Source organism: Blastococcus sp. SYSU D00922 (assembly GCF_054050495.1).
This window is the reverse complement of sequence record NZ_JBJGZL010000012.1, coordinates 15,155-40,344: the sequence shown is the minus strand read 5'-3', so window position 1 is coordinate 40,344 and position 25,190 is coordinate 15,155. Positions and strand designations below refer to the sequence as shown.

21 protein-coding genes and 1 riboswitch are annotated in these 25,190 nt (G+C 75.9%); of the genes, 17 read left to right on the top strand and 4 right to left on the bottom strand.

Annotated elements, in window-relative coordinates; all coding sequences use genetic code 11:
• Positions 1-148 precede the first annotated feature (148 nt).
• The 4 genes from ACI78T_RS16280 (at position 149) to ACI78T_RS16265 (ending at position 4,722) form a co-directional block, all read left to right on the top strand.
• Positions 149-1,384 carry a DUF222 domain-containing protein gene (locus ACI78T_RS16280; protein WP_456559161.1) on the top strand — a complete coding sequence of 412 codons (1,236 nt, stop codon included), beginning with the start codon at positions 149-151 and terminating at the stop codon, positions 1,382-1,384.
• A 326-nt stretch (positions 1,385-1,710) separates the two neighbouring features.
• On the top strand, positions 1,711-2,535 hold the full coding sequence (locus ACI78T_RS16275) for a Vgb family protein (RefSeq protein WP_456559160.1): 825 nt from the start codon (positions 1,711-1,713) through the stop codon (positions 2,533-2,535).
• A gap of 73 nt (positions 2,536-2,608) precedes the next feature.
• Complete coding sequence (locus ACI78T_RS16270) at positions 2,609-3,229, top strand: precorrin-8X methylmutase (RefSeq protein ID WP_456559159.1); 621 nt, start codon at positions 2,609-2,611, stop codon at positions 3,227-3,229.
• Positions 3,226-4,722 (top strand): precorrin-2 C(20)-methyltransferase, encoded by a 1,497-nt coding sequence (locus ACI78T_RS16265; RefSeq protein WP_456559158.1) that lies wholly within the window; start codon positions 3,226-3,228, stop codon positions 4,720-4,722. Before ACI78T_RS16270 ends, ACI78T_RS16265 begins: the two co-directional genes overlap by 4 nt.
• Here the strand turns inward: ACI78T_RS16265 and ACI78T_RS16260 are convergent.
• Positions 4,710-5,447 carry a cobalt-precorrin-6A reductase gene (locus ACI78T_RS16260; RefSeq protein ID WP_456559157.1) on the bottom strand — a complete coding sequence of 246 codons (738 nt, stop codon included), beginning with the start codon at positions 5,445-5,447 and terminating at the stop codon, positions 4,710-4,712. The genes ACI78T_RS16265 and ACI78T_RS16260 overlap by 13 nt on opposite strands.
• 26 nt (positions 5,448-5,473) lie before the next feature.
• On the opposite strand from ACI78T_RS16260, the gene ACI78T_RS16255 reads away from it, so the two are divergent.
• On the top strand, positions 5,474-6,556 hold the full coding sequence (locus ACI78T_RS16255) for a cobalt-precorrin-5B (C(1))-methyltransferase (protein ID WP_456559156.1): 1,083 nt from the start codon (positions 5,474-5,476) through the stop codon (positions 6,554-6,556).
• Here the strand turns inward: ACI78T_RS16255 and cobM are convergent.
• Positions 6,553-7,296, bottom strand: coding sequence for a precorrin-4 C(11)-methyltransferase (gene cobM / locus ACI78T_RS16250; protein WP_456559155.1), 744 nt, complete (start codon positions 7,294-7,296; stop codon positions 6,553-6,555). The two genes, ACI78T_RS16255 and cobM, sit on opposite strands and share 4 nt — an antisense overlap.
• Positions 7,293-8,513, bottom strand: coding sequence for a precorrin-6y C5,15-methyltransferase (decarboxylating) subunit CbiE (gene cbiE / locus ACI78T_RS16245; RefSeq protein WP_456559154.1), 1,221 nt, complete (start codon positions 8,511-8,513; stop codon positions 7,293-7,295). The genes cobM and cbiE overlap by 4 nt, the downstream gene beginning before the upstream one ends.
• A 51-nt stretch (positions 8,514-8,564) precedes the next feature.
• On the opposite strand from cbiE, the gene ACI78T_RS16240 reads away from it, so the two are divergent.
• From ACI78T_RS16240 to ACI78T_RS16190, 11 genes are all read left to right on the top strand, one after another.
• The gene (locus ACI78T_RS16240; RefSeq protein ID WP_456559153.1) at positions 8,565-10,076 is read left to right on the top strand and encodes a cobyric acid synthase; all 1,512 of its coding nucleotides are present in this window, start codon (positions 8,565-8,567) and stop codon (positions 10,074-10,076) included.
• A gap of 51 nt (positions 10,077-10,127) precedes the next feature.
• Positions 10,128-10,221: riboswitch (adenosylcobalamin (AdoCbl) riboswitch) on the top strand.
• Between the two features lie 41 nt (positions 10,222-10,262).
• On the top strand, positions 10,263-12,293 hold the full coding sequence (locus ACI78T_RS16235) for a putative cobaltochelatase (protein WP_456559152.1): 2,031 nt from the start codon (positions 10,263-10,265) through the stop codon (positions 12,291-12,293).
• A complete protein-coding gene (gene cobO, locus ACI78T_RS16230; protein ID WP_456559151.1) occupies positions 12,293-12,907 on the top strand; it encodes a cob(I)yrinic acid a,c-diamide adenosyltransferase in 615 nt (204 codons plus the stop codon). Before ACI78T_RS16235 ends, cobO begins: the two co-directional genes overlap by 1 nt.
• Positions 12,904-14,283 carry a cobyrinate a,c-diamide synthase gene (locus tag ACI78T_RS16225; RefSeq protein ID WP_456559150.1) on the top strand — a complete coding sequence of 460 codons (1,380 nt, stop codon included), beginning with the start codon at positions 12,904-12,906 and terminating at the stop codon, positions 14,281-14,283. The genes cobO and ACI78T_RS16225 overlap by 4 nt, the downstream gene beginning before the upstream one ends.
• Entirely contained in the window at positions 14,270-14,953 is a 684-nt protein-coding gene (locus ACI78T_RS16220) for an energy-coupling factor ABC transporter permease (protein ID WP_456559149.1), read from the top strand. The genes ACI78T_RS16225 and ACI78T_RS16220 overlap by 14 nt, the downstream gene beginning before the upstream one ends.
• Positions 14,950-15,246 (top strand): energy-coupling factor ABC transporter substrate-binding protein, encoded by a 297-nt coding sequence (locus ACI78T_RS16215; RefSeq protein WP_456559148.1) that lies wholly within the window; start codon positions 14,950-14,952, stop codon positions 15,244-15,246. Before ACI78T_RS16220 ends, ACI78T_RS16215 begins: the two co-directional genes overlap by 4 nt.
• Positions 15,243-15,980 (top strand): cobalt ECF transporter T component CbiQ, encoded by a 738-nt coding sequence (gene cbiQ / locus ACI78T_RS16210; RefSeq protein WP_456559147.1) that lies wholly within the window; start codon positions 15,243-15,245, stop codon positions 15,978-15,980. The genes ACI78T_RS16215 and cbiQ overlap by 4 nt, the downstream gene beginning before the upstream one ends.
• A complete protein-coding gene (locus ACI78T_RS16205) occupies positions 15,977-16,825 on the top strand; it encodes an energy-coupling factor ABC transporter ATP-binding protein (protein ID WP_456559146.1) in 849 nt (282 codons plus the stop codon). The genes cbiQ and ACI78T_RS16205 overlap by 4 nt, the downstream gene beginning before the upstream one ends.
• Positions 16,822-17,166: a cobalamin biosynthesis protein gene (locus ACI78T_RS16200; protein WP_456559145.1), complete on the top strand. Its 345-nt coding sequence runs from the start codon at positions 16,822-16,824 to the stop codon at positions 17,164-17,166. The genes ACI78T_RS16205 and ACI78T_RS16200 overlap by 4 nt, the downstream gene beginning before the upstream one ends.
• Positions 17,163-18,932, top strand: a complete 1,770-nt coding sequence (gene cobC, locus ACI78T_RS16195) for an Rv2231c family pyridoxal phosphate-dependent protein CobC (RefSeq protein WP_456559144.1) — start codon at positions 17,163-17,165, stop codon at positions 18,930-18,932. The genes ACI78T_RS16200 and cobC overlap by 4 nt, the downstream gene beginning before the upstream one ends.
• A 79-nt stretch (positions 18,933-19,011) precedes the next feature.
• Complete coding sequence (locus tag ACI78T_RS16190) at positions 19,012-20,247, top strand: 3-deoxy-7-phosphoheptulonate synthase (protein ID WP_456559143.1); 1,236 nt, start codon at positions 19,012-19,014, stop codon at positions 20,245-20,247.
• Between the two features lie 4 nt (positions 20,248-20,251).
• Here ACI78T_RS16190 and helR read toward each other — a convergent pair whose 3' ends face one another.
• Positions 20,252-22,456 (bottom strand): RNA polymerase recycling motor ATPase HelR, encoded by a 2,205-nt coding sequence (helR, locus tag ACI78T_RS16185; RefSeq protein WP_456559142.1) that lies wholly within the window; start codon positions 22,454-22,456, stop codon positions 20,252-20,254.
• A gap of 144 nt (positions 22,457-22,600) precedes the next feature.
• On the opposite strand from helR, the gene ACI78T_RS16180 reads away from it, so the two are divergent.
• Positions 22,601-25,147 carry an ATP-binding protein gene (locus tag ACI78T_RS16180; RefSeq protein ID WP_456559141.1) on the top strand — a complete coding sequence of 849 codons (2,547 nt, stop codon included), beginning with the start codon at positions 22,601-22,603 and terminating at the stop codon, positions 25,145-25,147.
• Positions 25,148-25,190 lie beyond the last annotated feature (43 nt).

Here is a 25,190-nt window from a genome sequence, read left to right as displayed (position 1 = left end):
GGAACTCATCGGTGCGCCGGTGAGTGCGGAGGTGCCTTCCTATCGAGGTCACCGCCCCTCGACAAGGCCTGGCAGCAAGCTGTGGACAGGACGCTGACCTGGGGATTCCTCCTGCGCGGGAGGTTGATCGGCGGTAGTCTTCGAACAAGTGATCGAAGAGGTGGGAGGTGTCGTGCGGGAGCTGCTGCAGGCGCTGCTGGACGCCGTGGACACCTGCCCGCGCGGGGACCTCGTGACCGCCGATCAGGTGCTGGACCGGACCGCGCTGCTGGTGGCGGTGCGCAACGCCGTCGACGCCGAACTGGCCACCACCGTCCGCAAGGGCGAGAACGGGCAGGCGCCCGAACGGGACGGGCTGGTGTCGATGCGGTCGTGGCTGCGCGGGCACCTGCGGCTCTCGGCCCGGGAGGCGGCCCGGCTGGTGGGCAACGGCCGAGCGCTCGAGCAGCTGCCGGCGGTGGCGGCGGTGGCCGCGGCCGGCGCGGTGACCGCCGAGCAGGTGGCCGTGCTCGCTCCCGTCGCCGCCGTCGAGGTGCAGGCCGAGGCGGTCGGCCAGGGCATCGACCTGGCCGAGGTGGACCGGACGCTGGCCGACGTCGCGAGCACCCAGCCGCACGCCGCCCTGAGCAGGGTGGTGCGGCACGTCCTGTCCCGGCTGGACCCCGACGGCGCCGAGCCCGACCCGACCGAGGGCCGGCTGCTGTCGATCGCCCGCCACGACGACGGCAGTGTCAGCGGCCGGTTCGAGCTCGACGCGGTCGGCGGCGAGAAGTTCTGCGCCGCCCTGGAATCGATCGTGCAGGCCGACCGGCCGGCCGGTGATCTGCGCACCCGTGCCCAGCAGCAGGGGGACGCGCTGGTGCAGCTGGCCGACACCGCCCTGGCCGCCGGCGGTTTGCCGGTGCTGCGCACGGTGAAGCCGCACGTCGTGGTCACCATCCCGCTCGCCGATCTGGCCGACCCTTCGACCGGACCGGCCGCCGCCACCACCGGGTTCGGCGCCACCATCTCCGCCGCCCGCGCCCGCTGGCTGGCCTGCGACGGGTCGATCAGCCGCATCGTGATCGGCCCGGAAGACCAGCCGCTCGAACTCGGCCGCACCAAACGGGTCGTCCCGCCCCATCTGCGCCGCGCCGTCGAGCACCGCGACCGGACCTGCGTGTTCACCGGCTGCGACGCCCCGTCCCACTGGTGCGACGTCCACCACCTGGTCCACTGGATCCACGGCGGCGACACCGACCTCGACAACAGCGCCCTGTTGTGCGAGCGCCACCACACCAAGGTCCACCACGGGTTCTCGGTCGAACGACAACCCGACGGCCGATGGCGCACCTGGCGACCCGACGGCACCGAGATCCTGATCGGCACAACGCTGCTTGTCTGACGCGGGCGGCGAAAGGCGTTCCGCCGCCCGCCTGCCGCTGCCATCCTCTGCGGCACGTCGTCGAGGCGGTGGGTGCCCGCCTCCACAGGAGGCCGGGCATGGGCTCGCCACGCCGTTCCACTCAGGCCCGACGGGCGCTTCCCCTGCTCGCGGCGGCAGCTGTCGCGGCCGGCCTCCTGCAAGCATGCGGAGGCGAAGGTGAGGACTCCGGCGCGTCGTCCACGTCAGGCGCGGCGAGTTCCACGTCCGCGGCACCGCTGCCCGAGGCCGAGGATGTCGCCTCGCTCGGCGCGCTGACCATCGAGGCCCGACCTTTCCCCGATTTCATGCTCGCCGTCGACGGAACCGTGTGGGTCTCCGGGGTCGAGCCCGGCATCGTCGGCTACGACGCCGCCACCGGGGAGGTGCGCGCCCAGGTACCCACGGCGGAGGTGCCGCTGGCGATGGAGCAGGGCTTCGGGTCGGTGTGGGCCGGCGAGGGAACCGGCGACCTGTTCGCCACGCTCGTCCGGATCGACCCCGCTTCCGGCACGGTCACCGCCCGCATACCGCTGCCGGAGCCGGGGATCCGGGTCGAGTCGTCGCTGGCGGTCACCGAGGACGCGGTGTGGGCGCTGATCGACGGCGAGGGCGGCGACCGCCTGCTGGTCGCCGTCGACCCCCTCACCGGCACGGTGCGCGACACCTTCCCCGCGCCCGAGGCCGCCGAGGCACTGCGCGGCGGCTTCGGCTCCCTCTGGGTGGCCACCTCGCAGCAATCGGTGGTGCGGGTTGACCCGGCCGACGGCAGCACGCAGGCGACGGTGGAGACGGGCTTCGGCTCCCGCTTCATGGCGGTCGGGGACGACGCCGTCTGGGTGATGAACCAGGACGACGGCACGGTCTCCCGTGTCGACCCCGAGACCGACGAGGTCGCGGCGACCATCCAGGTCTCCGACGGTCGCATCCCCGGTGGCGACATCGCGTTCGGCGACGGAGCCGTGTGGGTGCGCACGGAGAGCGAGCTGGCCACCGCGGTGGATCCGGGCACCGACGAGGTCGTACGGGTTCTCGGTCCCGCGGCCGGCAGCGGGAGCATCGCGGTGACCGACGGCGCTGTCTGGCTGACCGCGCACGACGCCTTCGTCGTCCAGCGGGTGCCGACCGGCTGACCGGCGAGACGTAGCCTCGCCCCCGCACCGCGCTCCTGCGCCACCACCGAGCCGACGGGGACCCGCTCAGCCGATGTACGAGTACGAGAAGGACGGCGCCGAGATCTACCGGCAGTCGTTCGCCACCATCCGCGCCGAGGCGGACCTCACCGGGCTGCCCGAGGACGTCGCCCGGGTCGCGGTCCGGATGATCCACGCCTGCGGGCAGGTCGACCTGGTGCAGGACCTCGCCTTCTCCCCCGCCGTCGTCGAGCGGGCACGTCAGGCTCTCGACGCCGGCGCTCCGGTGCTCTGCGACGCCGAGATGGTCGCCTCCGGCGTGACCCGGCGCCGGCTGCCCAAGGACAACGACGTCGTCTGCACCCTGAACGACCCCCGCACCCCGTCGCTCGCGGCCGAGCTGGGCACCACGCGGACCGCGGCCGCGCTGGAGCTGTGGCGCGACCGGCTCGAGGGCGCCGTCGTCGCCATCGGCAACGCCCCGACCGCCCTGTTCCACCTGCTGGAGATGGTCGCCGCGGGCGCGCCCCGGCCCGCCGCGGTGCTCGGCGTCCCGGTCGGCTTCATCGGCGCCGCGGAGTCCAAGGACGCCCTCGCCGCGTCCGACCTCGACTTCCTCGTCGTCCGCGGCCGCCGCGGGGGTAGCGCGATGACCGCCGCCGCGGTCAACGCGATCGCGAGCGACGTCGAATGACCGGACGTCTCTACGGGGTGGGCCTCGGGCCCGGCGACCCGGAACTCGTCACGGTCAAGGCCGCCCGGCTGATCGGCGCGGCCGACGTCGTCGCCTTCCACGCCGCCCGGCACGGGCGCTCGGTCGCCCGCGGCCTCGCGGAGCCCTACCTGCGCGAGGGCCAGATCGAGGAGCTCCTCGTCTACCCGGTCACCACCGAGACCACCGACCACCCCGGTGGCTACCAGGGCGCCATCGACGAGTTCTACGAGGCGGCCGCCGCCCGGCTGGCCGCCCACCTCGACGCCGGACGCGACGTCGTCGTCCTGGCCGAGGGCGACCCGTTCTTCTACGGCTCGTACATGCACATGCACAAGCGGCTGGCGCACCGGTACCCGACCGAGGTGGTCCCGGGCGTGACCAGCGTCAGCGGCGCGGCGGCCGCGGTCGGCCGTCCGCTGGTCGAGCGCGACGAGGTGCTCACCGTCCTGCCCGGCACGCTCGGCGCCGACGAGCTCGCGGAGTGGCTGTCGACGACGGACTCCGCGGCGGTCATGAAGCTCGGCCGCACCTTCCCCGAGGTGCGCGAGGCCTTCGACCGGGCCGGCGTCCTCGACCGCGCCCTCTACGTCGAGCGGGCCACCACCGACCGCCAGCGCACCCTGCCGCTGGCCGACGTCGACCCGGCGAGCGTTCCCTACTTCTCGCTCGCCCTGCTGCCCAGCCCGCTCACCGGCGACATGCCCGTGCCCGAGCGACCGGCGGCCGAGGAGCAGCACCCCGGCGAGGTCGTCGTGGTCGGCCTCGGCCCCGGGTCACGGAGCTGGACGACGCCCGAGGCCGCGGCCGCGCTCGATGCGGCGGACGACCTCGTCGGCTACGGCCCCTACCTCGACCGGGTCGCGGCCAACCCGCGCCAGGTGCGCCACCCCAGCGACAACCGGGTCGAGGCCGAGCGCGCCGCGCACGCGCTGGAGCTGGCCCGCTCCGGGCGCCGGGTCGCCGTCGTCTCCAGCGGCGACCCCGGCGTCTTCGCCATGGCCGCCGCGGCGCTCGAGGTCGCCGGCCGGCCCGAGTTCGCCGACGTCCCGGTCCGCGTCGTCCCCGGGCTGACCGCCGCCCAGGCGGTGGCCGCCAAGGTGGGGGCGCCGCTGGGCCACGACTTCTGCGTGATGTCGCTGTCCGACGTCCTCAAGCCGTGGGACGTCGTCGTCGACCGGCTGCGGCACGCCGCCGCGGCCGACCTGGTGATCGCCCTCTACAACCCGCGCTCGAAGCACCGGCCGCACCAGCTCGGCGAGGCGCAGAAGGTGCTGCTGGAGACCCGGTCGGCCGACACCGTGGTGGTCGTCGGCCGGGACGTCGGCGGGCTCGAGGAACAGCTCACCGTCACGACTCTGGCCGAGCTCGACCCCGAGACCGTCGACATGCGCTGCCTGCTGATCATCGGGTCCTCGCGCACCCGGGTCAGCGCGGGCGGCGCTGTCTACACCCCGCGGACCTACCCGGGCTGAGCCCGCAGCCAGGCCAGCGCGTCCTCGACGGTCTCGACCACCGTCATGCCGGGCGGCAGCGGAGGGCGGCGCACCATCACGACCGGGATCCCGAGCTGCCGTGCCGCGGTCAGCTTGGCCTCGGTGAGGTGCCCGCCGGAGTCCTTGGTGACGACGACGTCGACTGCGTGCGCCCGCATCAGCGCCAGCTCGTCCTCGACGCTGAACGGCCCCCGCTCGAGCACGACCGTGGTGCGCCGGGGCAGCGGCGGCTCGGGCGGGTCGACCGCGCGGACCAGCACCTCCTGCGTCAGGCCGGCGAAGGCGCCCAGCCCGGTCCGGCCGGTGGTGACGAACACGTGCGCGAAGCCGGCGACGGCCTCGGCGGCCTCCTCCAGCGAGCCGACCCGGCGCCAGTCGTCCCCCGGCTGCTCACGCCAGCCCGGCCGCTGCAGGCGCAGGTGCGGGGTGCCGGTCCCGGTGGCCGCCCGCGCAGCGTGCTCGGTCATCTCCCGGGCGAAGGGGTGCGTGGCGTCGACCAGCGCCCGCACCGGGTTGTCCCGCAGCCAGGCCGCCAGGCCCTCGGTCCCGCCGAACCCGCCGATGCGCACCTCGCCCGGCGGCAGCACCGGATCGGCGGTGCGCCCGGCCAGCGAGCTGAGGACGTCGACGCCCTCGGCGGCGAGCGCCTCCGCCAAACGTCGCGCCTCCCCCGTGCCGCCCAGCAGCAGCACCCGGCCGGTCACAGCACGCGCCCGTGCATGCTGATCACGTGAGCAGGGACGGCGGCACGGGGCTGCGCTACGGGTGGACGACGGGCGCCTGCGCGACCGCGGCCACCACCGCGGCCTACACGGCGCTGCTCACCGGCGAGTTCCCCGACCCGGTGACCATCGACCTCCCGAACGACAAGCACCCGTCCTTCGCGCTGGCCACGGAGCTGCTCGAGGACGGCGCCGCCACCGTCGGCATCGTCAAGGACGCCGGCGACGACCCCGACGTCACCCACGGCGCGCTGGTCTCGGCGCGGGTGACCCCCGGCGAGCCGGGCACTGGCGTGACCTTCCGCGCCGGCGAGGGCGTCGGCACGGTCACGAAGCCCGGGCTGCCGCTGCCGGTCGGCGAACCCGCGATCAACCCGATGCCCCGGCAGTTCGTGCGCGAGCACGTCGCCGCGGTCGCCGCCCGCCACGGCGGCACCGGCGACGTCGTCGTCGAGATCTCCGTCGAGCACGGCCAGGAGCTGGCGCGCAAGACCTGGAACCCGCGGCTGGGCATCCTGGGCGGGCTCTCGATCCTGGGCACCACCGGCGTCGTCGTCCCGTACTCGTGCTCGTCGTGGATCGACTCGATCCGCCGCGGCATCGACGTCGCCCGCGCCGCCGGCCACCAGCACGTCGCCGGCTGCACCGGCAGCACGAGCGAGCGGGTCGTCACCGAGCTGTACGGCCTGCCCGAGGACGCGCTCCTCGACATGGGCGACTTCGCGGGCGCCGTCCTCAAGTACCTCCGCCGGCACCCGGTCCCCCGGCTGACGATCGCCGGCGGCATCGGCAAGCTCGCCAAGCTCGCCGACGGTCACCTCGACCTGCACTCGGGCCGTTCCCAGGTCTCGACGGAGTCGCTGGCCGCGCGCGTCCGGGAGGCCGGCGGCTCCCCCGAGCTGGTCGACGGCGTGCGGCACGCCAACACCGCGCTCGACGCGCTCCAGCAGTGCCAGGCCGAGGGCCTCCCGCTCGGCGACCTCGTGGCGGCCGGGGCGCGGGAGACCGCGCTCGGCGTGCTGCTCGGCGCCCCGGTCGAGGTGGACGTCGTCGTCATCGACCGCGGCGGGACGGTGGTCGGGCGGGCCTAGCCGCGGCATCGACTCGTCGAGTAGAGGTGGCTGTCCGGGAACTGGCCCGCGGTCAGCACCGCGCCCACGATCACCACCGCCGTCCGCTTCACCCCGGCCACCTCAACCTGCGCCGCGATGTCGGCCAGCGTCCCACGCAGGATCAGCTCGTCGTCCCGGCTGGCGCGCGCCACCACGGCGACCGGGCAGTCGGCCCCGTAGTGGGGCAGCAGCTCGGGCACGAGTTCGGCGATCCGCTGGACGGCGAGGTGCAGGACCAGCGTCGCGCGCGAGGCGCCCAGGGTGGCGAGGTCCTCCCCCGGCGGCATCGGCGTGGAGCGGGCAGACGTCCGGGTGAGGATCACCGTCTGGCCCACCCCCGGCACGGTCAGCTCGCGCTTGAGGGAGGCGGCCGCGGCGGCGAACGCCGGCACGCCCGGGACGACGTCGTAGGGCACGCCCAGCGCGTCGAGGCGGCGCATCTGCTCGGCCATCGCGCTGTAGACCGACGGGTCACCCGAGTGCAGCCGGGCCACGTCGAGGCCGGCCTCGTGCGCGGCGCGCAGCTCGGCGGTGATCTGGTCGAGGTCGAGGTCCGCGGTGTCCACCAGCCGCGCCCCCGACGGGGCGGTGTCGAGCAGCTCCCGAGGCACCAGCGCCCCCGCGTACAGGCACACCGGCGCGCTCGCGATGATCCGCGCCGCCCGGACGGTGATCAGGTCCGCGGCGCCGGGCCCCGCGCCGATGAAGTGCACGGTCACGGCTTGCTCACGCTCCAGATCGTCACCGGCATCGCCGGCTTCCAGCCGGTGAACCGGCCCACGGGTTCGGCGTGCTGCACGCCGATCCGCACCAGGCCACCACCGACCCGGGCGAACCACGCGGCCAGCACGGCTTCGCTCTCCACCGTCACCGCGTTGGCCACCAGCCGGCCACCGGACGGCAACGCGTCCCAGCACGCCTCGACCAGCCCCGGCGCCGTCACCCCGCCGCCGACGAAGACGGCGTCGGGTGCGGGCAGCCCCGCCAGGGCCTCGGGCGCGCGCCCGGTCACGACCTGCAGGTGCGGGACGCCGAGCCGCTGCGCGTTGCGGCCGATCCGCGCGGCCCGCTCCGGCGAGGACTCCACCGCCACCGCGCGCGACGCCGGGTGCACCCGCATCCACTCGATGCCGATCGAGCCGGCGCCCGCCCCGACGTCCCAGAGCAGCCCGCCGGGCACCGGCGCGAGCCGGGCGAGCGTCACCGCCCGGACGTCGGACTTCGTGAGCTGCCCGTCGTTCTCGTACGCGTCGTCGGGCAGCCCCGGCGTCGTCGGCAGCGGCGCCGTCCCGGGGTCGGCGGCGCACTCGACGGCGGTCACGGCGAGGACGGGCGACGCCCCCGACCAGGCCGCCGCGGTCCCGGGGGCCACCGACTCGTCTGGGCCGCCGAGGTCGCCCAGCACGGTGAGCCCGCTGGCGCCGAAGCCCCGCGCGGTGAGCAGGGCGGCGACCTGCGCCGGGGTCCCGCCGTCCGACCCGAGCACCAGCAGCCGGCGGCCGGGCTGCACGTGCGGGTGCAGCAGCTCGACGGGACGGCCGACGAGGGTCACCACCGTCGTGTCCTCCACCGCCCAGCCCATCCGGGCGCAGGCCAGCGACACCGACGACGGCGCCGGCAGCACCCGCACCCGGTCGGCGCCCAGGAGCCGGGTCAGGGTCGTGCCGATGCCCGACAGCATCGGGTCACCGCTGGCCAGCACCACGGCCGAGCGGCCGGCGAACCGCTCGACGAGCCCGGGCAGCGCCTCGCTCAGCGGGGACGGCCAGGGCACCCGCTCGGCACCGACGGAGCCGGGCACCAGGGCCAGCTGGCGGGCGCTGCCGAGCAGCACCTCCGCCCGCTCGACCTCGGCTCGGGAGGCCGGTGCGAGCCCGTCCCAGCCGTCGGCACCGATGCCGACGACGACGAGCGGCGTCGGGCGGTCGGCGGGCACGGGCGCCGATCCTAGGGAGGCGCTCCGACGGCGGTCGGCATCATGTCCGCCGTGGGCACCAGCGGAACCCGGGGCGCGTTGCTCGTCGCCGGCACGACGTCCGACGCCGGCAAGTCGGTCGTGACGGCCGGCATCTGCCGCTGGCTGGTGCGCCAGGGCGTCTCCGTGGCGCCGTTCAAGGCGCAGAACATGAGCAACAACTCGATGGTCACCGCCGACGGCGCGGAGATCGGCCGGGCGCAGGTCATGCAGGCCGCCGCCGCCCGCGTCGAGCCCGAGGCCGCGATGAACCCGGTGCTGCTCAAGCCGGGCGGGGACGACGCCAGCCAGGTCGTCGTCATGGGCCGACCGGTCGCCGACGTCACGGCGCTCTCGTACCGCCCGATGAAGGCCGCCCTGCTCGACCAGGTGCTGTCCTGCCTGGCCGACCTGCGGTCCCGGTTCGACGTCGTCGTCTGCGAGGGGGCCGGCTCCCCCACCGAGATCAACCTGCGCGCCGACGACATCGCCAACATGGGGCTGGCCACCGCCGCCGACCTGCCGGTGCTCGTCGTCGGCGACATCGACCGGGGCGGCGTCTTCCCGGCGCTCTACGGCACGGTCGCGCTCATGCCGCCGGCCGACCAGCGGCTGGTCGCGGGCTTCCTGGTCAACAAGTTCCGCGGCGACGTCCGGCTGCTCCGCCCGGGCCTGGTCGAGCTGGAGCGGCTCACCGGTCGGCCCACCCTCGGCGTCCTGCCGTGGCTCCCCGGCGCGGCCCTCGACGTGGAGGACTCGCTGAACGTCCCCGCGGCGTCGTCGGGCGGGGACCCGCACGGCGACGAGGTCCTGCGGGTCTCGGTCGCCCGGCTCCCCCGGCTGTCCAACTTCACCGACCTCGACGCGCTGGCGGCCGAGCCCGGCGTCCTGGTCCGCTACGCCACCCGTCCGGAAGAGCTCGGCGACGCCGACCTGGTGGTGCTGCCCGGCACGCGCGCCACGGTCGCCGACCTCGGCTGGCTGCGCGAGACCGGCATGGCCGACGCCGTCGCCCGGCACGCCGCCGGGGGCCGCCCGGTGCTCGGCATCTGCGGCGGCCACCAGATGCTGGCCCGCACCATCACCGACGACGTCGAGTCGCGGGCCGGCACCGTGCCGGGGCTCGGCCTGCTGCCCGCCGACGTGCGCTTCGCGCCGGAAAAGACCCTCGGCCGCCCGGTCGGCACCGCGCTGGGGCAACCGGTGCACGGCTACGAGATCCACCACGGGATCGTCGCGGTCGACGACGCCGCGCAGCCGTTCCTGGACGGCGCCCGGGCCGGCTCGGTGTTCGGGACCACCTGGCACGGCGCGCTGGAGAACGACGGCTTCCGGCGGGCCTTCCTCGCCGAGGTCGCGGCCATCGCGGGCCGCCGGTTCGTCCCCGCCCCCGGCACGGAGTTCGCCGCCGTGCGCGAGCAGCGGCTCGACCGGCTGGGCGACCTGATCGCCGAGCACGCCGACACCGACGCGTTGTGGCGGCTGATCGAGGGCGGCGCGCCCGCGGGGCTCCCGCTCCTGCCACCGGGTTCCGCGGCCCGCTGACCGGGGGGCTGTCGGCGCCGGAACCGGCTGTGGTCTGATGACCGCGCCACACGCGACGGCAGTGGAGGAAGCCCGGTGAGAATCCGGCGCGGTCCCGCCACTGTGAGCCGGCCTTGCCGGTGAGTCAGGAACTCCCGCCGTCGCGCTCCTGCCACCTCCGGGCGTGGACACCCGGGGAGAGGACGCGTGACCCGTGCGCCGTATCCGCGCATGAACTTCCCCTTCGGCGCCGTCGTCGGCATGGACGACATGCGGCTGGCCCTGGTGCTCAACGCCGTCTCCCCGGCGGTCGGCGGCGTGCTGGTGCGCGGCGAGAAGGGCACCGCCAAGTCGACGGCGGTGCGCGCGCTCGCCGCCGTCCTGCCCCCGGTCGACGTCGTCGCCGGCTGTCGCTTCGCCTGCGACCCGGCCGCTCCTGACCCGGCCTGCCCCGACGGCCCGCACGACGCCGGCGCACCCGGCACGACCCGGCCGGCGCGGCTGGTCGAGCTGCCCGTCGGCGCCTCGGAGGACCGCGTCGTCGGTTCGCTGGACCTGGAGCGGGCGCTCACCGAGGGCGTGAAGGCTTTCGAGCCCGGCCTGCTCGCCGCCGCCCACCGCGGCGTGCTCTACGTCGACGAGGTCAACCTGCTGCACGACCACCTGGTCGACCTGCTGCTCGACGCCGCAGCGATGGGCACCGCCTACGTCGAGCGCGAGGGGGTGTCGGTCCGCCACGCCGCGCGGTTCCTCCTGGTCGGGACGATGAACCCCGAGGAGGGCGAGCTCCGGCCGCAGCTGCTCGACCGGTTCGGGCTGACCGTCGAAGTCGCCGCGCCCCGCGACCCGGACCTGCGCGCCGAGGTCGTCCGCCGGCGCTTCGCCTTCGACGCCGACCCCGCCGGGTTCGCCGCGCAGTGGGCCGCCGAGGAGTCGGCGCTGTCCGAGCGCATCGCCGCCGCCAGGGCGCGGCTGCCGCACGTCGTCCTCTCCGACGACGCGCTGCGCCAGGTCACCGCCGTCTGCGCCGCTTTCGACGTCGACGGCCTGCGCGCCGACCTGGTCACCGCCCGCGCCGCCCTCGCCCACGCCGCCTGGTGCGGCCACGACGAGGTGACCGAGGACGACGTCCGGGTCGCCGCCCGGCTGGCCCTCCCCCACCGCCGTCGCCGGAACCCGTTCGACGCCCCCGGGCTGGACGACGAGACGCTGGACCAGGCGCTCTCCGACGCCCGCCCCGACGACCCGACCGACCCCGACGACGACGGCCCGGACGACGACGGCCCCGGCACCGGTTCCCCTGAGGGCCGAAGTGGCCACAATGGCCCCCAGGACGGCGGGGGTGAGCCCACGACGGCGCCTCGAGGTGAGGGCGGCGGGCACGCCGAGGCCTCGTCCGCGCCGGACCGCGCGGCGGCCGCGCCGACCGACCCCTTCCGCACCCGCCGGCTCCAGGTCCCCGGCATCGGCGCGGGCGCCTCCGGCCGCCGGTCCCGGGCCCGCAGCGAGCGCGGCCGGGTCGTCGGGTCGGTCCGCCCGTCGGGCACCGTCACCAAGCTGCACCTCACCGGCACGGTGCTGGCCGCCGCGCCGCACCAGGTGGCCCGCGGGCGCACCGGCCCCGGCCTGCACATCGCCCGGGAGGACCTGCGCCAGTCGACGCTCGAGGGCCGCGAGGGCAACCTGGTCCTGTTCGTCGTCGACGCCAGCGGGTCGATGGGCTCGCGCTCACGCATGGGCGCGGTGAAGGGCGCCGTCCTCTCGTTGCTGCTCGACGCCTACCAGCGGCGGGACAAGGTCGGGCTGATCACCTTCCGCGGCGCGGACGCCGAGCTCGCGCTGCCGCCGACCTGGTCGGTGGAGGCTGCCGCCGCCCGCCTGACCGACCTACCGACCGGCGGCCGCACGCCGCTGGCCGCCGGGCTGCTGCGGGCGCACGAGGTCCTGCGCGTCGAGCGGGTCCGCGACCCGCAGCGGCGGCCGCTGCTGGTCGTCGTCACCGACGGCCGGGCGACCGGGGCTCGGGGCGGCGGTTCTCTCGCCGACGCGCACGCCGCGGCCGGGCTGCTCGCCGCGAGCGGCACGGCGGCCGTCGTCGTCGACTGCGAGTCCGGGCCGGTGCGGCTGGGCCTGGCGGCCACGCTGGGCGCGCACCTCGGCGCGGAGACGCTGCGGCTGGAGGAGCTGGCCGCCGACTCGCTGGCGGCCACGGTCCGCTCCGCGCGACGGGCGGCCTGATGCCGCAGGGACAGGTCACCGCCGTCCCGGACGACGGGCTCACCACGCGCCAGCGCCGCAACCGCCCGCTGCTCGCCGTGCACACCGGCGAGATGAAGGGCAAGTCCACCGCCGCCTTCGGCATGGCCATGCGCGCCTGGAACCAGGGCTGGTCGATCGCGGTCTACCAGTTCGTCAAGAGCGCCAAGTGGAAGGTCGGCGAGGAGAACGCGCTGACCGCGCTGGGCCGGCTGCACGAGCAGACCGGCGAGGGCGGACCCGTGGTCTGGCACAAGATGGGCTCGGGCTGGAGCTGGTCGCGCCGGCAGGGCACCGACGTCGACCACGCCGCCGACGCCGCGGAGGGCTGGGCGCAGATCAAGCGCGACCTCGCCGCCGAGGCGCACCGCTTCTACGTCCTCGACGAGTTCACCTACCCGGTGAAGTGGGGCTGGGTGGACGTCGACGACGTGGTCGAGACGCTGGTGGGCCGGCCCGGCAGCCAGCACGTCGTGATCACCGGACGCGACGCCCACCCCCGGCTCGTCGAGGCCGCCGACCTGGTCGTCGAGATGACCAAGGTGAAGCACCCGATGGACGCCGGTCAGAAGGGCCAGCGGGGGATCGAGTGGTGACCCTCCCGCGCATCGTGGTCGCCGCGCCCTCGAGCAACGCGGGCAAGACCTCGGTCGCGACCGGCCTGATCGCCGCGCTCACCCGCCGCGGGTTGACCGTCTCCCCGCACAAGGTCGGCCCCGACTACATCGACCCCGGCTACCACGGCCTCGCCGCCGGGCGTCCCGGCCGCAACCTCGACCCGTGGCTGGCCGGCGAGGAGCGGGTCGCGCCGCTCTTCCTGCACGGGGCGCGGGGTGCGGACCTGGCGGTCGTCGAGGGCGTGATGGGCCTGTTCGACGGCGCCACGCACCCCTCGGTCGAGCCGGGCTTCGCCTCGACCGCGCACGTCGCCGCACTGCTCCGAGCGCCCGTGGTCCTGGTCGTCGACGCTTCGTCGCAGGCCCGGTCCGTGGCGGCGCTGGTGCACGGCTTCGCCACCTTCGACCCGTCCGTCCGGCTGGGCGGGGTGGTGCTCAACCGGGTCGGCACCGACCGGCACGAGGCGATCCTGCGCGAGGCGCTGGGTGCGGCCGGGGTGCCCGTCCTCGGCGCGATCCGCCGGCTCGACCAGCTGCACACGCCGTCCCGCCACCTGGGGCTGGTCCCGGCGGCCGAGCGCTCGGCCGAGGCGGTCGCGACCGTCGAGCGGCTGGCGCACGTCGTCGCCGACGGGGTCGACCTCGACGCCGTCCTCGCCCTCGCCCGCTCCGCTCCCCCGCTGTCCGCGACCCCGTGGGACCCCTCGGCCAAGGTGGCGGCGGTGCCCGGCCGTCCGCGGATCGCCGTCGCCGGGGGGCCGGCGTTCACCTTCGGCTACGCCGAGAACGCCGAGCTGCTCGAGGCGGCCGGCGCGGAGGTCGTGACGGTCGACCCGCTCCGCGACGAGGCGCTCCCGGAGGGGACGGCGGCACTGGTCGTCGGCGGCGGCTTCCCCGAGGTCTACGCCGCCGAGCTGTCGGCCAACGAACCCCTGCGCGCCGACGTCGCCGCGCTCGCCGCGCGCGGCGCGCCGATCGCCGCGGAGTGCGCGGGGCTGCTGTACCTCGCCCGCGAGCTCGACGGCGTCCCGATGTGCGGCGTGCTCGACGTCCGCACCGCCATGACGCCGAGGCTGACGCTGGGCTACCGCGCGGCGGTGGCGCCGGCCGACTCCGTCCTCGCCGAGGCCGGGAGCCGGGTGCGGGGGCACGAGTTCCACCGCACGCACGCCGAGCCGGGTGCCGGGGCGACGCCCGCCTGGCAGTGGTCGAGCGCCGGACCCGAGGGCTTCGTCGCGGGCGGGGTCCACGCCTCCTACCTGCACCTGCACTGGGCCGGATCGCCGGGGATGGCCTCCCGGCTCGTGGCCGCCGCGGCGCGGCTCCCGGAGGGGGTGCGGCATGCACATCGCTGAGGGGTTCCTGCCGGCGCCGCACGCCGTGGGCTGGACGCTGGCCGCCGCGCCGTTCGTCGTCCACGGCGCCCGCGCGGTGGTCAAGGAGGTGAGGGAGAACCCCGACTCGACGCTGCTCCTCGGGGCGGCCGGAGCGTTCACCTTCGTGCTCAGCGCGATCAAGCTGCCCTCCGTCACGGGCAGCTCGAGCCACCCGACCGGCACCGGGGCCGGCGCGATCCTGTTCCGGCCACCGGTCATGGCGCTGCTGGGCACCGTCGTGCTGCTGTTCCAGGCGCTGCTGCTCGCCCACGGTGGGCTGACCACCCTGGGCGCCAACGCGTTCGCGTTCGCCGTCGTCGGACCCTGGGCCGGCTACGGCGCCTACCGGCTCACCCGGGCCCTCGGTGGCGGGCTGCTGGCCGGCGTCTTCGCCGGGATGCTGCTCGCCGACCTCGCCACCTACGTGACGACGTCCCTGCAGCTGGCGCTCGCCTTCCCCGACGCGAGCACCGGGCTGGCCGGTGCCGCGGCCAAGTTCCTCGGCGTCTTCGCCGTCACCCAGATCCCGCTGGCCATCGGCGAGGGGCTGCTCGGCGTCCTGCTCTTCCGGGTGCTCACCGTCAACGCCCGACCCGAGCTGGAGCGCCTGGGGCTGCTCGAGCCCGCTCCTGCCGGGGGTGCCGCGTGAACCGGCGGGTCGTGGTGAACGTGCTGCTGGTCGTCGCCGTCGTCGCGCTGTTCGCCGTCCCCCTGCTCGTCGACGGCGGCACCTCCGAGTACGGCGGCACCGACGCCGCCGTCACCGAGGAGCTGGAGGCCGACGGCTACACGCCGTGGTTCGAGTCGGTCTTCAGCCCCGCCGGCGAGGTCGAGTCGGGGCTGTTCGCGCTGCAGGCGGCCGTCGGCGGCGGGGTGCTGGGCTACGTCCTCGGGCGGTTGCGCGGGCGGCGGCTCGCGCAGGACCGGGATCCGTCACCGTGACGGGGCTGGCCGTGGACGACGCCGCGTGGGCGAGCGCCTGGCGGCGCCGCTCCCCCGGCGACAAGCTGCTGCTCTGCGGCGGCCTCGTGGTGTGCGCGCTGCTGCTCCCCGCGTGGCCCGGCAGCCTGCTCGTCGGGGCGACCGCGGTCGGGCTGGCGCTCGGTCCCGCCCGCGTACCTGCCCGGACGTTCCTCCGGGCCGTGCGGCTGCCGGCTGCCTTCGTCGCCGTCGGGGCGCTGACCGCCGTCGTCTCGGTGTCCGGCGGCGGCCTGGGCTGGGCGCCCGACGCCGCGGCGCGCGCCGGGTCGCTGGCCGGCCACTCGCTCGCCGGCGGTGCCGCGGTCCTGCTGCTGGCGACGACGACGCCGATGTCGGACCTGCTTCCCGCGCTGCGCCGGCTCCGGGTGCCGGCCGCGGTCGTCGAGGTCGCCGCCGTCGTCTACCGGCTGCTGTTCGTGCTGCTGGAGAGCCTGCGCACCATCCGCGAGGCGCAGACCGCCCGGATGGGCCACTCGTCGCTGCGCCGCTCGTACCGCTCGTCCGGGCTGCTGGCCGCCGCCGTGCTCACCCGCTCCTGGGACCGCGCCCGCCGGATGCAGGAAGGCCTCGCCGGCCGGGGCATGGAGACCGGCCTGCGCGTCCTGCCGGAGGTGCTGCCGTCGTCCCGGGCGTTCCTCGCCTCCTCGGTCGCCGGGCTGGCCGCCCTCACCGCCACGAGCCTGGCGATCGCATGAGCCACCGGACGCTGACCGCCGACGGCCTCGTCGCCGGCTACGAGCGGGGCCGCCCCGTCCTGGACGGCGCCTCGCTCGCCGTCCCCGCCGGGCGCCGACTGGCCGTGCTCGGCGCCAACGGGTCCGGAAAGACCACCCTGCTGCGCTGCCTCTCCGGCGCCCTGCGTCCCTCCGCCGGGGCGGTGCTGCTGGACGGCCTGCCGCTGGTCCACTCCCGCGCCGGGCTGCGCGCGCACCGGCAGGAGGTGCAGCTGGTGCTGCAGGACCCCGACGACCAGCTGTTCAGCGCGTCCGTCGCGCAGGACGTCTCGTTCGGCCCGCTCAACCTGGGGCTCCCCGAGGACGACGTCCGGGCGCGGGTGGCCGAGGCGCTGGACCTGCTGGCCGTCGACGCCCTCGCCGGCCGGCCCACCCACCAGCTCTCCTACGGCGAACGGAAGCGGGTCGCGATCGCCGGCGCCGTGGCGATGCGCCCCTGCGTCCTGCTGCTCGACGAGCCGACCGCCGGCCTGGACCCCTCGGCCGTCGCCGAGACCCTCGCCGCGCTGGCCCGACTGCGGGAGCACGGCTCGACCGTGGTCATGAGCACCCACGACGTCGACCTGGCGCTGCGCTGGGCCGACGACGTCGCCGTCGTCGTCGACCGCGCGGTGGTGCAGGGCGCACCCGGCGACCTGCTCGGCGACGACGCGCTGCTCGCCCGCGCCCGGCTGGAACGGCCCTGGGCGCTGACCGTGGGCGCCCGCCTCCGCGCGCTCGGCCTGCTCCCCGACGACGCCGCCCTCCCCCGCGACGTCCCCGCGCTGCTGGCCGCCCTGCCCGACCGACCGGGGGTGCCGACGTGACCGTCGTGGGCATCGGCACGACCTCGGGCGTCGGCGCCGACGAGGTGCTCGCCGCCGTGGACGCGGTCCTCCCGGCCGGCAGCACCGACGTCCGGCTGGCGACCCTGGACGTCCGGGCGGCGGAGATCGGGGTGGTGGCGGCGGCGGTCAGCCGCGGGTGGCCGCTGACCGGCTACCCCGCGGCCGAGCTGGCCCGCGTGCCGGTGCCGTCGCCGTCCGGCGGCGTGGCCGCGCGGGTGGGCACGCCGTCGGTCGCCGAGGCGGCGGCGCTGATCGCGGGAGGCGCCCTGGTGGTGCCGAAGACGGTGCACGGCCGGGTGACGGTGGCGGTGGCCCGGTGACCGATCTCCACCACCACGGCGACACCGAGGTCGCGCCCGGGCTCGTCGACCTCGCCGTCAACGTGCGCGCCGACGCGCCGCCCGCCTGGCTGCGCGCCGTCCTGCACGACGCCCTGGACCGCAGTGCGGCCTATCCGGACGCGGGTCCGGCCCGTGCCGCCGTCGCCGCCGCGCACGGCCGCGACCCGGCCGAGGTGCTGCTGACCGCCGGCGCGGCGGAGACGTTCACGCTGGTCGCCCGGGCGGTCGCGCCGCGGCGCGCCGTCGTCGTCCACCCGTCCTTCACCGAGCCGGAGGCGGCGCTACGCGCGGCCGGGCACCCGGTGGAGCGGCTGGTGCTGCGAGCCGAGGACGGCTACCGGCTCGAACCCGACGCCGTCCCGGACGACGCCGACCTCGTCGTCCTTGGCAACCCGACCAACCCCACGTCGGTCCTGCACCCGGCCGCCATGCTCGCGAAGCTGGTGCGGCCGGGCCGCCTGGTGGTGGTCGACGAGGCGTTCGCCGACACGGTCCCGGGCGAGCCGGAGTCGCTGACCGGTCTCGCCGACCTCTCCGGCCTCCTCGTCGTGCGCAGCCTGACCAAGACGTGGGGCCTGGCCGGGCTGCGGGTCGGGTACGCCCTCGGGTCGCCCGACCTGGTCGCGGCGCTCGCCGCCCACCAGCCGCACTGGCCGGTGTCCACCCCCGCGCTGGCCGCCCTCACCGCCTGCACCACGCCGGCCGCGCGGGCCGAAGCCGAGGCAGCCGCGCGGGAGCTGGCCGCGCACCGGGCCGCCCTGCTCGAGGCGCTGCCGGCGGGGGTCACGGTCGAGGGCCGGCCGGAGTCGTCGTTCGTCCTGCTGCGGGTGCCCGACGGCGGGCGCGTCCGGGCGGAGCTGCGGCGCCTCGGGTGGGCGGTGCGCCGCGGCGACACCTTCCCCGGGCTGTCGGCCGACCACCTGCGGGTCGCCGTCCGCGACCCGGGCACCTCGCGCGCCTTCGCGGCGGCCCTCACCGCGGTGCTCGCGGGCAGCCCCGCGTCACCCGCGCCGCGACCGGCCGGTCGGGTGGTCCTCGTCGGTGGCGGGCCGGGCGACCCCGGTCTGATCACCGTGCGCGGCCGGCAGGCGCTGGTGGAGGCCGACGTCGTCGTCGCCGACCACCTCGCCCCGCAGGAGGTGCTGTCGTGGCTGGCCCCGCACGTGGAGGTCGTCGACGCGTCCAAGCTGCCGCGCGGCCGGGCGATGGCGCAGGAGCGGATCAACGAGCTCCTGGTCGAGCACGCCCGCGCCGGGCGCCGGGTTGTCCGCCTCAAGGGCGGTGACCCGTTCGTCTTCGGACGGGGCATGGAGGAGGTCGAGGCGTGCGCCGCCGCCGGCGTGCCGGTCGAGGTGGTGCCGGGCGTGACCAGCGCCGTCGCCGTCCCGGCGCTCGCCGGTGTGCCGGTGACCCACCGCGGGCTCACCCACGAGTTCGTCGTCGTCTCCGGCCACGTGCCGCCGGACCACCCGTCGTCGCTGGTCGACTGGCCGGCGCTGGGCCGGCTGCGCGGCACCGTCGTCGTCCTCATGGGGGTCGAGACCGCGCCGTCGATCGCCGCCGCGCTCGTCGAGCACGGCCGGGCGCCGTCCACCCCGGTGGCGGTCGTCGTGGACGGCGCGAGCGCCGACCAGCGGGTGCTCCGCACGACGCTCGCCGGGCTGGCGGAGACCATGGCCCGCGAAGCGGTGCGCCCGCCGGCGGTCTGGGTCGTGGGCGACGTCGTGGGCCTGACCGCCCGCTGATCCGGCCGCTCTCCGAGGCGGTTCGGGGCCGGGTGGGAGACTGGACGTCGTCCGACCGTCACCCGAGGAGCTCACCCCGATGGCCCAGCACGACGACCCGCCGGCCGACCGGATCCTCGAGGTCTCGGCGCGCATCGCCGACCACCTGCTCGACGTGCAGCGCCTGGTGAACCGGCGGATCGACGAGATGCACGCGGAGCTGCTGCCCGGCGTCCGGGAGCAGCTCGGCCTGGCCGACACCGAGACGGTGGACGTGGCGGGCCTGATGAACGCCCGCATCGCCGGGCAGAGCCTCGTCGTCACCCCGGAGGCGGTGGCGTCGGTGGTCCCGCTGTCGGAGGAGTCGGCGGCCACCACCCGGGCCGGACGGCGGGACATGACCGCGATCATCGGCGGGGACGACGAGCGGCTGGCCGTCATCGCCGGGCCCTGCTCGATCCACGACCCGGCGGCCACCGTCGAGTACGCCGAGTTCCTCCGGGAGATGCGGGAGCGGTACGCCGACGACCTCGAGATCGTCATGCGGACCTACACCGAGAAGCCGCGCACCGAGGTGGACTGGAAGGGCTTCGCCTACGACCCCTACCTCGACGGGTCCAACCGGATCAGCGTCGGGCTGGTCGCCACCCGCATGCTGATGTGCCGGATCACCGGCCTGGGCGTCCCGGTGGCGGCGGAGCCGCTCAACGCGCTGACCCCGCAGTACGTCAACGGGCTGGTCACCTACAACGGTGTCGGCGCGCGGAACGTCACGGACCAGACCGCGCGCGAGCGGGTGTCCGGCTTCTCCGCCGTCGTCGGCTTCAAGAACTCGCCGGAGGGCAGCATCGACGCCGCGATCTCCGCGGTCATCGCGGCACGGGCGCCGCACGAGTTCCTCGGTGTCGACCGGCACGGCATCTCCGCCCAGCTGTCGACGACGGGCAACGACACCGGCCACGTGATCCTGCGCGGCGACAAGGACGGCCCGAACTACTCCGCCGCCCACGTCGCCGAGACCCGCGCCAAGCTGCGCGCCCGCGGCCTGCCCGAGGTCCTGGTGGTCGACGCCTCGCACGGCAACAGCCAGAAGAACCACCTGCGGCAGATCGACGTGGTGAAGGACCTCGCCGGTCAGATCGCCGGCGGCGAGACGGCGATCCGCGGCGTGATGATCGAGAGCAACCTCGTCGCGGGCCGGCAGGACCTCGACCAGGAGCACCCCGACGCGCTGGAGTACGGCAAGAGCGTGACCGACGCCTGCGTCGACCTCGACACCACCGCCGTCCTCCTCGAGGAGCTCGCGGGCGCGGCGCGCGCCCGCCGCGCCCGCTGACCGCTCAGCCGGTCAGGACGACGAGCCGCTGCGTCGCCCGCGTCATCGCGACGTAGCGGTCCACCGCACCCTCGATGCCGGTGCCGAACGACCGCGGGTCGACCAGGACGACCAGGTCGAACTCCAGCCCTTTCGCCAGCACCGGGGTGAGCGACCGCACGCGCGCCGGCGGCCGGAAGGACGGGGCGCCGATCACGCAGGCGGTGCCCTCGGGGTGCTCGGCCAGCCAGGAGTCGACGATCCGCTGGAGGTCGGCGGCCCGGCCGTGGAGGACGGGGATGCCGCTGCTGCGGATCGACGTCGGCACGTTGGCGTCGGGCAGCGCGGCCCGGATGACCGGCTCGGCCTCGGCCATGACCTCCTCCGGCGTCCGGTAGTTGATCGTCAGGGACGCCACGTGGACGCGGTCGAGCCCGACCCGCTCCAGGCGCTCCTGCCAGGTCTCGGTGAACCCGTGCCGCGCCTGCGCGCGGTCGCCGACGATCGTGAAGCTCCGGGACGGGCAGCGCTGCAGCAGCATCTGCCACTCGGCGTCGGTCAGCTCCTGGGCCTCGTCCACGACGACGTGCGCGAACGGGCCGGCGAGCACGTCCGGGGTGACCGCGGGCAGCGCGGCCTCGTCGACCAGGGCGCCGCGCAGGTCCTGCCCGCGCAGCATCGACATGATCATCATGTCGGAGTCGTCGGTGGCGATCAGGTCGGCGACGACGTCGGCCATGCGGAGGCGGTCCGCGGCGGCCGCGGCCTCCTGGCGGCGCCGGCGCCGGGACACCTCCGGATCGCCCAGCCGCAGCCGGGCCGCGTCCAGCAGCGGCAGGTCGGCCACGGTCCAGGCGGCCGGGTCGGCGCGCTGCAGCAGCGCCACGTCGTCGGTGGTCAGCCAGGGCGCGCACCGGCGCAGGTAGGCCGGCACCGACCACAGGTCCGCCACGACGTCGGCCGGCTCCAGCAGCGGCCAGGCCTGCCCGAAGGCCCGCACGAGGTCGCGGTTGCCCGCCAGCGACCGCCGGTAGCCCGCGTCGGGGTCCTCGGTCGCGAGCCCGTAGGCGTCGAAGTCGTCGTCGTCCTCCGGCTCCTCCTCGTCGAGCTCGTGCCGGAGCTTGTCGACGAGGATGCGCAGCAGCGCCTCCCACACCTGGTCGCGGGCCTCGTTGTGCTGCGTGCCCGGGTCGCGGGTGCCGAACGCCTCGGCCCAGTCGTCGGCGTCCAGCGGCACGGTGGCCCACGGCGTGACGACCTCCGTGCGCCCGGTCGGCGGCTCCTCGTAGAAGCGCACCGCCGCCTCGACCGCCGTCGTCCACCGCGCGGGCGCCTTCAGCCGCGCGACCTCGGGGTCCGCCTCCGGCACGGCGGTGGCGCCCTCCGGGACCAGATCGCGGAGCGTGCACGTCGGCACGCCCTCCTCGCCGAGGCTGGGCAGGACGTCGGCGACGTAGGCCAGGTAGGGCTCGTGCGGCCCGACGAACAGCACCCCGCCGCGGTGCCGGCCGAGCCGCGAGTCGGCGTAGAGCAGGTAGGCCGTCCGGTGCAGGGCGACGACGGTCTTCCCGGTCCCCGGGCCGCCGTCGACGACCAGGGCGCCGTCGGAGCCGGCCCGGATGATCGCGTCCTGGTCCGACTGGATCGTGCCCAGGACGTCGCGCATCCGCGCCGACCTGGTGCCGCCCAGGCTGGCGATGAAGGCCGACTGGTCGTCGAGCGCGGCGGCGTGCCCGTCGAACCCCTCGGCGGTGAACACCTCGTCCCAGTAGTCGGTGATGCGCCCGCGGGTCCAGCGGTACCGGCGGCGGGCGGCCAGGCCCATCGGGTCGGCGTGCGTGGCGCCGAAGAACGGCTCGGCCGCCGGGGAGCGCCAGTCGATCAGCAGCCGCCGGCCGGTGCTGTCGGTGAGGCCGAGGCGCCCGACGTAGACGGGCGCGGAGCCGTCGGCGGGGTCCATGCGGCCCAGGCACAGGTCGAGGCCGAACCGGCGCAGGGTGCGCAGGCGCGCGGTGAGCCGGTGGACCTCGAGGTCGCGGTCCAGCGCCTCCTGCCCGGTGCCACCCGGCGCCCGGCGCTCGGCCTCGAGGCGGTCGGACAGGTCGGAGATCGTCTGCTGCAGGCTCTCCGCGATGACGGCGAAGTGCTCCTCGTCGGCCGCGACGAGGGCCGGGTCGTCCTTGGCGGAGAGGTGATCGGGAAGGGCGAAGATGCTGGTCAGACGGGTCACGACGAGCGAGTGTGGGGCCGGACCGGGGTCTTGCCGCAAGCCCCCCGCTGCGCTATACGTTGAAGTGGGAACGGAGGTGGGTGCTCCCCCGTCCCGGACGCCGGGTGGTGGTGCGACCCCGCCCGCTACGCCACCATTCCCGGCATGGATCCCGTGGACGCGGGAGATGCGGTCATCCACACACCGGACCGCCGGGTGCGGGTGTTCATCAGCTCGACCATGGGTGAGCTGCGGGCCGAGCGCGAGGCCGTCCGGGCCGCGGTCGAGTCGCTGCGGCTGATCCCCGTCATGTTCGAGCTGGGCGCCCGGCCGCACGCGCCGCGGGAGCTCTACCGGGCCTACCTGCGGCAGAGCGACGTCTTCCTGGGGATCTACGGGGCCAGCTACGGCTGGGTCGCGCCCGGCGAGCAGGTGTCCGGGCTCGAGGACGAGTACCGGCTGGCCGGCGCCCGGCCCCGCCTGCTCTACATCAGGACGCCGTCGCCCGACCGGGAGCCGCGGCTGCAGCAGCTGCTGAAGGAGTTCGCCGACGACGACCTGGCGTCGTACAAGCGCTTCGCCGACCCCGACGAGCTCGGGCGGCTGGTGCGCGACGACCTGGCCGTGCTCCTCAGCGAGACGTTCGAGGCCGCCCGCCGCCGGCGCACCCCGGACGACGTCCCGCCGCCCGGCGCGAGCGTGCCCGTGCCGCCGACGCCGACCCTCGGGCGCACCGCCCTGCTCGAGCGGGTGGAGGAGCACCTCGGGTCCTCGCGCCTGGTCACGCTGACCGGCACCGGCGGGGTGGGCAAGACCCGGGTGGCGGCGGAGGTGGCGCTCCGGGCGCAGCGCGCCGGGCGGGAGGTGCTCTACGTGCCCCTTGCGGAGGTCGCGGGCACCGACCAGATGTTGCGCGTCGTCGAGTCGGCCGCGGGCGGGCACGTCACGGGCACCTCGACCGAGTTCGACAGCGTCGTGGCCAGGGTGGCCGACCGGCCGGTCCTGCTGTGCCTGGACAACGTCGAGCAGATCGACGGCGCCGACCGGGTCGTGAGCGACCTGCTGCAGCGGCTCCCCCGGCTGACGGTGCTCGCCACGAGCCGGCACGCCCTCCGGACGGCGGCCGAGCAGGAGGTCCGCGTCGAGCCGCTCGAGGTGCCCGGCGTGGACGACCCGGACGTCGCCCGTGCCGCGGCCGTTCAGCTCTTCCTGGCTCGCGCCCGTGCGGTGGACGAGCGGTTCGCCCTGACGGCGGGGAACGCGGCCGACGTCGCCGAGATCACCCGCCGGCTCGACGGGCTGCCGCTGTCGCTGGAGCTGGCCGCCGCGCGGACCCGGATCCTCCCGCCCCGGGACCTGCTGGCCCGGCTGGACGACTGCTTCGCCGTGCTCGTCGGTGGTGGCCGCGACCTGCCCGACCGGCAGCGGTCGCTGCGGACCACGCTGGACTGGAGCCACGACCTGCTGTCGCCGGACGAGCAGGCGGTGTTCGCCCGCCTCAGCGTCTTCGCCGGCAGCTGGTCGCTGCCCGGGGCCGAGGCCGTGTGCGGCGACGGGGTCGACGCGGTGGACGCGCTCGCGGGGCTGCTGGACAAGAGCCTCGTGGTGGCGCTGGAGCTGGGCCAGAGCGGCGAGCCGCGCTTCGGCATGCTGCAGACGGTGCGGTCCTACGCCGCCGAGCGGCTGGCGGAACGGGGCGAGACCGACGTCGTCCGTGACCGCATGCTCGCCCACGTCCGGGCGCTGGGGCGGACCGCGATGCCGAGCCTGTGCGGCGCCGGGCAGCGCGAGTGGCTCGTGCGGCTGGACCCGGAGCTGCCGAACCTGCGCGAGGCCGTGGACCACGCGCTGCGCTCCGGCCGCCCGGCGGAGGTGGTCGACCTCGTCTGGGACGTGATCGTCCACTACTACGTGCGGGACGCGGTGGGCGAGCCGGACGCGTGGCTGACGCGGGTGCAGGCGCGGCGGGAGGAGCTCGACGAGCTGACCCGGGCCAGGCTCGACGCTGTGCACGCAGGGACGCGGGCCCACCACGGCGACTGGACCGACGTGCGACGCAAGCTCGAGGAGCCGCTGGTGGTCTTCCGCCGCGAGGGGATGGCCTTCGAGGCTGCGGTCACCCTGCACACCTTGGGGTTCGTGCGCTTCTCGCAGGACGGCGACCCGGCGGGGGCGATCGCCGCGCTGCGCGAGTCGTCGTCGCTGTTCGCCTCCGTGGGGCACACCTGGGGGGTGAGCCTCGCCGAGGCCAAGCTGGGCAGCGTGCTCGCCGCGACGGGCCGCCGGGAGGAGGCCCGGGCCCACCTCGCGACGTCGCTCGAGCACGCGCGGCGCATCCGGTGCGAACCGGAGGAGGTGCAGACGCTCATCCAGCTCGCGCTCGTCCAGATCGTGGACGGCGACTGGAGTGCGGCGCTGGCGACGCTGCGGGACAGCCTGGCCCCGCTGCACCACGGCCACTACCTCGCCGACGCGGCGATGGCCCTCGATGCGGCGGCCGCGATCGCGCTGCACGACGAACGGTCGGACCTCGCGCACTCGGCGGCGGCGGCGGCGGTCCGGACGCGGGACCGCCTGGGCGTCGCGCCGTGGCCGACGTGGTCCGGCCTGGTGGATTCGGTGCACCGGACCGCGATGGGGACGACCGGCTCGGACGGAGGTTCCGAGGACCCCTTCGCCGTCCTGGACGGCGTCCTGGCGGGGATCAGATGAGGCGGTGCTCCCTCGACTGCCTCCGGCTGAGGAGCGAGGAGGA